This is a genomic window from Gammaproteobacteria bacterium, from assembly GCA_011375345.1.
GTDB lineage: Bacteria > Pseudomonadota > Gammaproteobacteria > DRLM01 > DRLM01 > DRLM01.
Window position 1 is genome coordinate 1 of record DRLM01000058.1, and the last position, 8,045, is coordinate 8,045.

Below are 8,045 nucleotides of genomic sequence, written 5' to 3' on the forward strand. Positions count from 1 at the left end.
CCTCGCGATGGGCACCTTTGCCGTTCGGCTAACCGTTCCCCTTGCCGGGCCGGTAGGGGACTTGCACCCCCAGGTCATCCCCTCGCCACCACAGCTCGGGAAATAGCGCCAGTCACGGCGCTACGCGCCATGCCTGGCGCACCACCAAACCCCGCCCGGCCCCCGACCGGGGCCGGGCGTCTCCAGGCCTTTGCCCGGACCAGACCCAAGACCTGCCGCTGCCCGGCAAAAAAAGGGGTTGCCGCAATGGCAACCCCTGGCCGTGCTTTCAAAGCCGGCGTTGTGACCTGCAGATCAGTGATCGTGCATCATCATCTTCAGTTTGTCTTTATCCGGGCCGCTGGGCTTGTGGTTCAGATTCAACAGTATCTCCGCCATGGTCCGCACCTCCTGGGAAGCGGAAGCGTCATTCATCAAGGCTTCCAACTTCGGTTTGTCTGCCGGGCTCGCACGGTGATTGAGATTCAACATGGCGCCGGCCAGAGTGCGCTCGTGCTCACTGGCGTCGGAATCGTTGATGATATTCCGCAGCGTGCGTTTCTCCGAACCGCTGGGATGATGGTTGAGATGCATCATGATTTCAGCCATGTCCTCCATGGCTTCACTGGATGCGTGACTCAGCCCCGGAACCACCAACAAAGCCAGGGCGCAGGCCATGGACAAAAAAAACGGTTTCCCCTTCATTACGACACCTCCGTGGTTCAAACTGATGAGCGTGGGTGGGTGAAATGCTGCGACGCCCCGGGCTGTTTATTATCTCAAACCCGCCGCCGTGGCAAGCCATACAGATGCTTCTTTGCCTTGTTAAGGATAGGCCCATCAAAAACAGGCTTTTTCCTTGGGTGGGCATGATGAATGGCACACCAGGCGCCGCCTTCCTTTGATCATTCACCCGCTGTGGAGGTTCCCTTGACCACCCTGTTCAGTCGTACCAACGGTGCTTGTTGCGGCCCGGTTGGAGCAGAGCGACGCCTCGGCGACGGAAGAACGGAATCAATATCATCCCGGCGATGAAGCCACCGATATGTGCGCTGAAGGCAACGCCGCCTTCCTGGTTGCCGGCCAACATGCTGTTCAGCAATTGCATCAGAAACCAAAACCCCAAGACGAAGACGGCAGGAAGCCGCATGGTGTGGATGAAGAACCCGAACGGAACGGCGACCAGCACTCTGGCGTGAGGGTAGAGCAGGAGATAGGCGCCCAATATCCCGGAAATGGCGCCGCTGGCGCCGATCATGGGGACGGTGGATTGGGGGTTGGGTAAGGCCTGCGCCACCACCGCGGCGGTACCGCACAAGATGTAAAACAGCACAAAGCGGCCATGACCCATGGCATCTTCGACGTTGTTGCCGAAGATCCACAAATACAGCATGTTTCCCGTCAAATGCATCCAGCCGCCGTGCAGAAACATAGAGGTCAGCACGGTAAGCGGAGGCGGAATCAAAGCGAGGTCAGGGCTCAGCTCTCTGATATCGAGCAGCACAGCGGGAATAACGCCCAGGCTGAAGATCACCCGTTGACCAGCCTCACCCAGAGAGATCTGCCACAGAAAAACAAATACACAGACGACAATAAAGGAAACGGTGACATAAGGCCTCGCCGTGGTGGGATTGTCGTCATGAAGCGGGAACATGTCAGGTCCCTGGGAACAGTGCGGATTTCTCACCATACCCAAGGGATCGACGTGCTGCAATGTGGGGGCTTGTGTTTCTGAGGATAAACCGCCGATTCTGGTTTCTGATGTAAAATCCTTATTATCAGCCTTGTTATTGCGGCTCTGCGGGATGGGAACAAGGTCTTTGCGGGGCGTTTGGCTGCTGCGGCGGTGCTGCCAGAGCAGCCGCCACCGCCTGCGGGCTGGAGAAAACATAATTATACAAATCATAGAGTTACAATATCAGTTTGCTGATGTTGACTTTATCCCCCGGCTGTCGCCGAAAGAGAAAAATGCAAAAATCAATACTTTTCTTGTCCATATGAAATTCGTGGGAAAATTAAAGGGCTTGCGTTTCCGGCCGACCCTACTTTAAGCTAGCTGCCGCAGTTGTTGAGCTGCACAACGCAGCCTTGCTTTTTCCGCGCCGCGATTGCGCAACTACTGGTTCAACATGAGGGATGATTCGATGACTCAAAAGCAAAAGAGCACAGCATTGGCTCTCGGATCCATGGCCGCCGGCATCGCTTGCATGCCCGTTGCAGCTTTCGTGAGCACCGTCGCCGGCCTGGGTCTGGCCAGCGCCTCTGTCTACATGGCTTACGCCGCCGGCTGACAGGATGTTGAAAAAGGCCTTCCTGGCCTTTTTTCAACACCGGCAGCCGCAAACTGCTAAAGCCAACTGAAGGCCGGCGTCTTCGGGCGCCGGCTTTTGTTTTTCCTCCCGCCTTTTGTTTGTCCGCCGTGTCCTTGACCTTTCCGCGCCCTCAGATTTCCCGGTTCAAGTTTCAATTGCCCAGGCCGGAATAGGCCTTGCCCGGCCGGGAACAGGACATGGTCGTGCCGCACCGGACGCAACAAAGCGCCGTGCGCCGGGTCTGCGATCCGGGCACACTGAACTATGAAAGCCTGCCGGCGATCGGTGGCCTTGCGGTCACTTCAGGCAGGGGACGACGGCCAGGCCGGGGCGGGCGGTTGTCCTCCACGGCGTTTTCCGCCACGCCGAAGCCGGCATGCAGATGTTCCCGCTTGAAACCCAGCGGTTCCAAGACACGGTAGCAGTGGCGCAACACCGGTGGACTTGCCTTGTCAGCGTAGAGGTACAAGTGCAGCCTGGACAGTTCCATTGTGCTGGCGGAGGGCCTGAGGCGCCCCAGAACGGCCAGCGCCGCGGCCAGCGCAGAGGGGGTGGTGATGTGCATGTCCACCCGCCGCGCCGACATCTGCGCAAACCAGTGCAGCGGTTGCTGCCGATAGCAGGCCGGTGAGACCAGCAGGTTGCGGCAGCCCGTGAAAAGCGGCATCAGCACGCCGCAAAAGAGCCCCATGTCGTGATCGAACGGCAGCCAGGAGGCCAGGGATTCCACCGGGCGGCCGCGGCGGGCCTTGCGGTGGGTGCGCGAGATATGCTCAAGCCGCACCATCATCATGCTGTGGCTGACGCTGACGCAGCTGAGCTTGCCGCTGCTGTCCTGAGAACATTGCAGCACGGCGCCATGCGCTGCCTTGCCGGCGGCCTGGACGGGCTGGGCCGGCGCGTGGGCTGCGGCCTTGATCAAATCCTTAATGCGGGCGTGGAAGCGATTCGTAAACAATGGTGAACAGGTGGCGCCCGTCACGGTATCGTCGCACAGCATGAGCTGGAAGGAGCATGCCGCATCGCAGCGGCGTATATACTCGGCGTGGTGCTTGGGGCGAGGCCCGGGGGCCGGCAGTGGTACCGCTGTCGCGCCCAGGCGCCACAGGGCCAGCAAGGCCAGCACGTAGTGCGATGAGGTGTTCATCATCAGCGCCACCCGCGCCCCGCCGGTCACCCCGCAATCGCGCATGACGGTGGCCAGCCTGAGGGAACGGTCGCGCAGCTCGACCATGGACAGCGTGCGCCTTTCCGCGGGAAAATGCCAGTCGGCCCCGCCGCGGGCGGCATTGCGGTCAAGGCGCGTTAACACTGTTTCCATCTCCCTGTGTCCCTGCTGTTTCGGCCCGCAGACCCGGTCGCTCATCACAGGGCACAGCCTGGCATGGGCGGTGCGGGTCCTGCTGTCAACGGGATCACCGCAGGACTGTGAAATTTTCACCCGCCTGCTTTGGTTTTAGTGTCTTAAGACAGGGGATCGGTAAATCCCCCGCCTTGGGGCGGCATGCTTGCTTTTACACCCTCTCCCCCTGAGGGGAGAGGGACGGGGTGAGGGGTGGACATGCCCCGGGGTTGAAGCTGAAACCCTCACCTGTAATCGGCCGTACGGCCGGTCAATCCGGCTTATCGCCGTAACAGTAGCACCACCTGCTTTGGCCGGTGGCGTATTCACAGAACCATGATTTGTTATCCTTGGCAGCCATCGCCGGCACCCCAGTCGCAGCTTGCCGCAGCGCCTGGGGTTCGCGGAAACCGGTTCCGGGCCGCCGTGCCCCGGCCTGAGGCACCGCCGTGTCACTGTTGATCAGACAGGATGGGATTGCGGAGTATTTCCCGGCTTTCATCCCGGCCGGCGAGGCGCAGGCTTGTTTTAAGACCTTGCGGGCCGGGTTGGACTGGCGCCGGGAATGGCTCTGTGTTCGCGGCCGGCAGGTGGCGGCGCCCCGTCTGGTGTGCTGGTACGGTGATGCGGGGGCCGTGTATTGCTACTCGGGGGTACGCCACGAGCCTTTGCCGTGGGTGCCGCAGTTGTGGACGCTGAAGACCCGCCTGGAGACCGCCGTTGGTTTTTCATTCAACAGTGTGTTGGGCAATCTTTACCGCAATGGCCAGGACGCCATGGGGTGGCATGCCGACAAGGAGCGGGAACTGGGCCGGGAGCCCGTCATCGCCTCTTTGAGTTTTGGTGCCCCGCGGCTGTTCAAGCTGCGGCATAACAAAAGCAAAGAGACGGTAGACATGGTGCTCGGCGATGGTGATTTACTGATAATGCGTGACCGGCTGCAACAGTGTTGGCGCCATTGCCTGCCCAAGACCCGACGGCCCGTGGGGGAGCGGATCAACCTGACCTTCCGGCTGATCACCCCCCTTGCCACCGTTGGGGAAGCCAGACAGAGAAACTCATGAACAAGCCCAACGCACAGGAAATTTACCTCAGCACCGACATCGAGGCCGACGGGCCCATTCCCGGCCCCCATTCGATGTTAAGTCTGGCCTCCGCCGCCTACGCCGCGGACAAAACCGTGCTGGCCACTTTCAGTGTCAACCTCGAGCCGCTGCCCGGCGCCCGGCCCTACGCCAAAACCATGGCCTGGTGGGAACAGTTTCCCGAGGCCTGGAAAGCCTGCCGCACCAATCCCCAGCCGCCGGAACAGGCCATGGGTGATTACCTCGCGTGGCTCAAGGCCCTGCCGGGCAAACCGCTGTTTGTGGGCTGGCCGGCAGCCTGGGACTTTATGTGGGTGTACTGGTACCTGATGCGCTTCACCGGGGAGCGGCCTTTCAGCGAGTGTGCCCTGGATATTCGCTCCTACGCCATGGGCATGCGCCGGAAACCGTATTTGAAATGCGGTAAAAACTATCTGCCGAAACGCTGGTTCGACGAGATACCCCACAGCCACATCGCCCTGGATGATGCCCTGGAACAGGGCGCCCTGTTTTGCAATATGCTGAGCGAGAACCTGGAAGGCAAATAATTGTCACCATCAAGGCGGCGCCTCGTTCCGCCCATGTTCAGCCAGCCCGAGTTGGATTACCATGAGTTCAATCTTCAATTCCGAGGAGATTTCCCATGATGAGCAGAAAAAACAGTATTGCCGCTGTATTGGGTTTGATATTGCTATCTGCCGGCGGCCCGGCGTCCGCCTGCGAAGTGGCCGGCCCCAACAAACATGTGGGTAAAGTCATGGCCATCGACACCAAAGCCGGTACCTTCACGCTGTTGGACGCAGAAACCCGCTCTCCCATTACCTTCCACGCCAGCACCGACCTGTTGCGCCAGGTGGGCCATGCCATGGGCCAGGTCATGGTGAGCTATGAAGAGAAGGCCGCCGGTCTGGTGGCGCTGGATCTGCACTTTTGATGTGACGGTCCGGTTGTGTTGCAGCCGGGTCGCCCCACCCGGGACGTCGTGATGCCAAAAGCGAGCTTCATCGGGCTGATGTTGGGGCTGCTTGCCGCCTGCGCCACCAGCCCCACCGGTCGCGCTCAACTCACCCTCATTCCCGATGCCCAGATCAACGCCATGGGCACGGCGTCTTTTGATCAGATTCAGCAGCAGACGCCCAAGGAAACCGACCCCGCCGTAGTGGGCTACGTGCAGTGCGTGGCCCGGGCCATCACCGAGGTGGTCGGCGGCGAGTGGGACGTGGTGGTGTTCAAGGATCCGGCCGTCAATGCCTTCGCCCTGCCCGGCAGCCACATCGGTGTGTACACCGGTCTGCTGGGTGTGGCACAAACCCAGGATCAGCTGGCCGCCGTGCTGGGTCACGAGGTGGGCCACGTGCTGGCCAGGCACGGCAACGAACGGGTGTCCCAGCAGGTGGCCACCGAGCAGGTGCTGGGGTTCATCGCCGCCTCCACCGGGGTGCAGGGGCGGGATCCGCGCCTGCTGGGCCTGCTGGGCCTGGGTGCCCAGGTGGGTGTGCTGTTGCCCTTCAGCCGCCTGCAGGAATCAGAAGCCGACCGCATCGGCCTGAAACTGATGGCCAAGGCCGGGTTCGACCCGGCGCAGGCGGTGGCACTGTGGCGCAATATGGCCGAGAACGGGGGCGCTGGGCCGCCCCAGTTTCTCTCCACCCATCCCTCTCACGACACGCGCATCAAAGACCTGCAAAAATGGCAGGGGGAGGCCCGGCCCCATTTTGAAGCCGCACGCAAAGCGGGCAAGCAGCCGCGCTGCCAGTAAGGGCATTTCCCATGCCGTGAAAAGGGTTTACCATGGGCACGTAACCTCATTGGGTAAACAGGAGGTGCGCCCATGAAACTTACCCTCAGCGTTATCAAGGCCGACATCGGTTCCGTCGGCGGCCACATCTGCCCCTCCGAACAGCTCCTGGCCGCCGTGACCGGGCAAGTGGCGGAACAGGGCCACGACCTGCTCATCGACCACTACGTCAGTTACACCGGTGACGACGTCGCCATCCTCATGACCCACCGGCGCGGCAGCGGCAATGCCGCCATCCACAAACTGGCCTGGGACGCCTTCATCAAAGGCACCCAGGTGGCCACAGGACAGGGGCTCTACGGCGCCGGCCAGGATTTGCTCAAAGACGCCTTCTCCGGCAACGTCAAAGGCATGGGACCGGCAGTGGCGGAAATGGAGATCGACGAGCGGCCCAATGAACCGTTTTTGTTCTTCGCCGCCGACAAGACCGACCCCGGCGCCTACAACCTGCCCCTCTACCTCGCCTTCGCCGACCCCATGAACACCCCCGGCCTGATCCTTGCCCCCAGCATGGCGGAGGGGTTTCGCTTTGTCATCATGGACGTGAGTCACACCGAGGGCGACCGCATCATCGAACTCAACGCACCGGAAGATCTGTACGACATCGCCGCCCTGTTGCGCGACCCGGAACGCTACGTGGTGGAATCCGTCTGGTCCCGGGCCAGTGGCGAACAGGCCGCCATCGCCTCCACGTCGCGGCTGCACAACATCGCCGGCAAATACACCGGCAAGGACGATCCCGTGATGCTGGTGCGGACCCAGAAAAACTTCCCCGCCACCGGCGAAATCCTCGCGCCCTATGCCCTCGGCGGCTTCGTTGCCGGCGCCATGCGGGGCTCTCATCAAATGCCGCTCATGCCCGTGAAGCTGCGTTCCGGCATCAGCTATTTCGACGGACCGCCAGTGGTGTCCTGCGCCGCCTTTTGTGTGCACGAGGGCAAACTCACCGAAGCCGTGGACGCCTTCGCCCACCCCTTTTGGGACAGCGTGCGGGAAAACGTCTCCGCCAAAGCCATGGACATGCGCCGCCAGGGCTTCTTCGGCGCTGCCATGCTGCCCATGTCGGAATTGGAATACACCGGTATCATGGAAAAACTGAACGTGTTGAACGAGCGGTTTGTGGTGCGGGGACAGAAGACTATTGACCCGGCATAAAATTGCCGGCTGGGTGCGGCACAGGGAGGTGCCAGCCACTGGCGAGTTAAGTTTTATGAACACAAGCCGGACCGGCCTGGCGCTGCCCCCGGCACCAAGTTGACCTGCGCCGAGTCAGTTCCCACCCCCTTCCCGGGGGGAGGGGGCCGGGAGAGGACGGTGGAACTCCTGCCGTCTTTCCTCACGCCATTGCCTCTGTCCAAGAGCGAAGCGGCGTGCATATTGTATCAGGACCAATAACAGTCGGATTGCCCGGGGGGATACACATCGTGGGAGCAAAGGCCACCACAGGGGAGGCAGGCTGGGTGCCGGAGACGCGCATCGGCCTGTGGTTTCAGGGTACCTCAATATGGCGGGACTACGTCGTTGCCCCC

General features: G+C 61.4%; 8 protein-coding genes. 5 read left to right on the plus strand and 3 right to left on the minus strand.

What is annotated here, in order from left to right:
- Positions 1–294 precede the first annotated feature (294 nt).
- The 3 genes from ENJ19_04205 to ENJ19_04215 all read right to left on the minus strand — a co-directional run bounded on the left by ENJ19_04205 (position 295) and on the right by ENJ19_04215 (position 3,657).
- A complete protein-coding gene (locus ENJ19_04205; protein ID HHM04932.1) occupies positions 295–684 on the minus strand; it encodes a hypothetical protein in 390 nt (129 codons plus the stop codon).
- A gap of 238 nt (positions 685–922) precedes the next feature.
- Positions 923–1,633, minus strand: coding sequence for a rhomboid family intramembrane serine protease (locus tag ENJ19_04210; protein ID HHM04933.1), 711 nt, complete (start codon positions 1,631–1,633; stop codon positions 923–925).
- A 920-nt stretch (positions 1,634–2,553) separates the two neighbouring features.
- A complete protein-coding gene (locus ENJ19_04215; GenBank protein HHM04934.1) occupies positions 2,554–3,657 on the minus strand; it encodes a hypothetical protein in 1,104 nt (367 codons plus the stop codon).
- A gap of 425 nt (positions 3,658–4,082) precedes the next feature.
- On the opposite strand from ENJ19_04215, the gene ENJ19_04220 reads away from it, so the two are divergent.
- The 5 genes from ENJ19_04220 to ENJ19_04240 all read left to right on the plus strand — a co-directional run bounded on the left by ENJ19_04220 (position 4,083) and on the right by ENJ19_04240 (position 7,671).
- Positions 4,083–4,697 (plus strand): alpha-ketoglutarate-dependent dioxygenase AlkB, encoded by a 615-nt coding sequence (locus ENJ19_04220; GenBank protein HHM04935.1) that lies wholly within the window; start codon positions 4,083–4,085, stop codon positions 4,695–4,697.
- The gene (locus ENJ19_04225; GenBank protein HHM04936.1) at positions 4,694–5,266 is read left to right on the plus strand and encodes an exonuclease; all 573 of its coding nucleotides are present in this window, start codon (positions 4,694–4,696) and stop codon (positions 5,264–5,266) included. Before ENJ19_04220 ends, ENJ19_04225 begins: the two co-directional genes overlap by 4 nt.
- Positions 5,267–5,361: 95 nt before the next feature.
- On the plus strand, positions 5,362–5,652 hold the full coding sequence (locus tag ENJ19_04230) for a hypothetical protein (protein ID HHM04937.1): 291 nt from the start codon (positions 5,362–5,364) through the stop codon (positions 5,650–5,652).
- A 51-nt stretch (positions 5,653–5,703) separates the two neighbouring features.
- Positions 5,704–6,477, plus strand: a complete 774-nt coding sequence (locus ENJ19_04235; protein HHM04938.1) for a M48 family peptidase — start codon at positions 5,704–5,706, stop codon at positions 6,475–6,477.
- A gap of 72 nt (positions 6,478–6,549) precedes the next feature.
- Positions 6,550–7,671: a fructose 1,6-bisphosphatase gene (locus ENJ19_04240; GenBank protein HHM04939.1), complete on the plus strand. Its 1,122-nt coding sequence runs from the start codon at positions 6,550–6,552 to the stop codon at positions 7,669–7,671.
- Positions 7,672–8,045 lie beyond the last annotated feature (374 nt).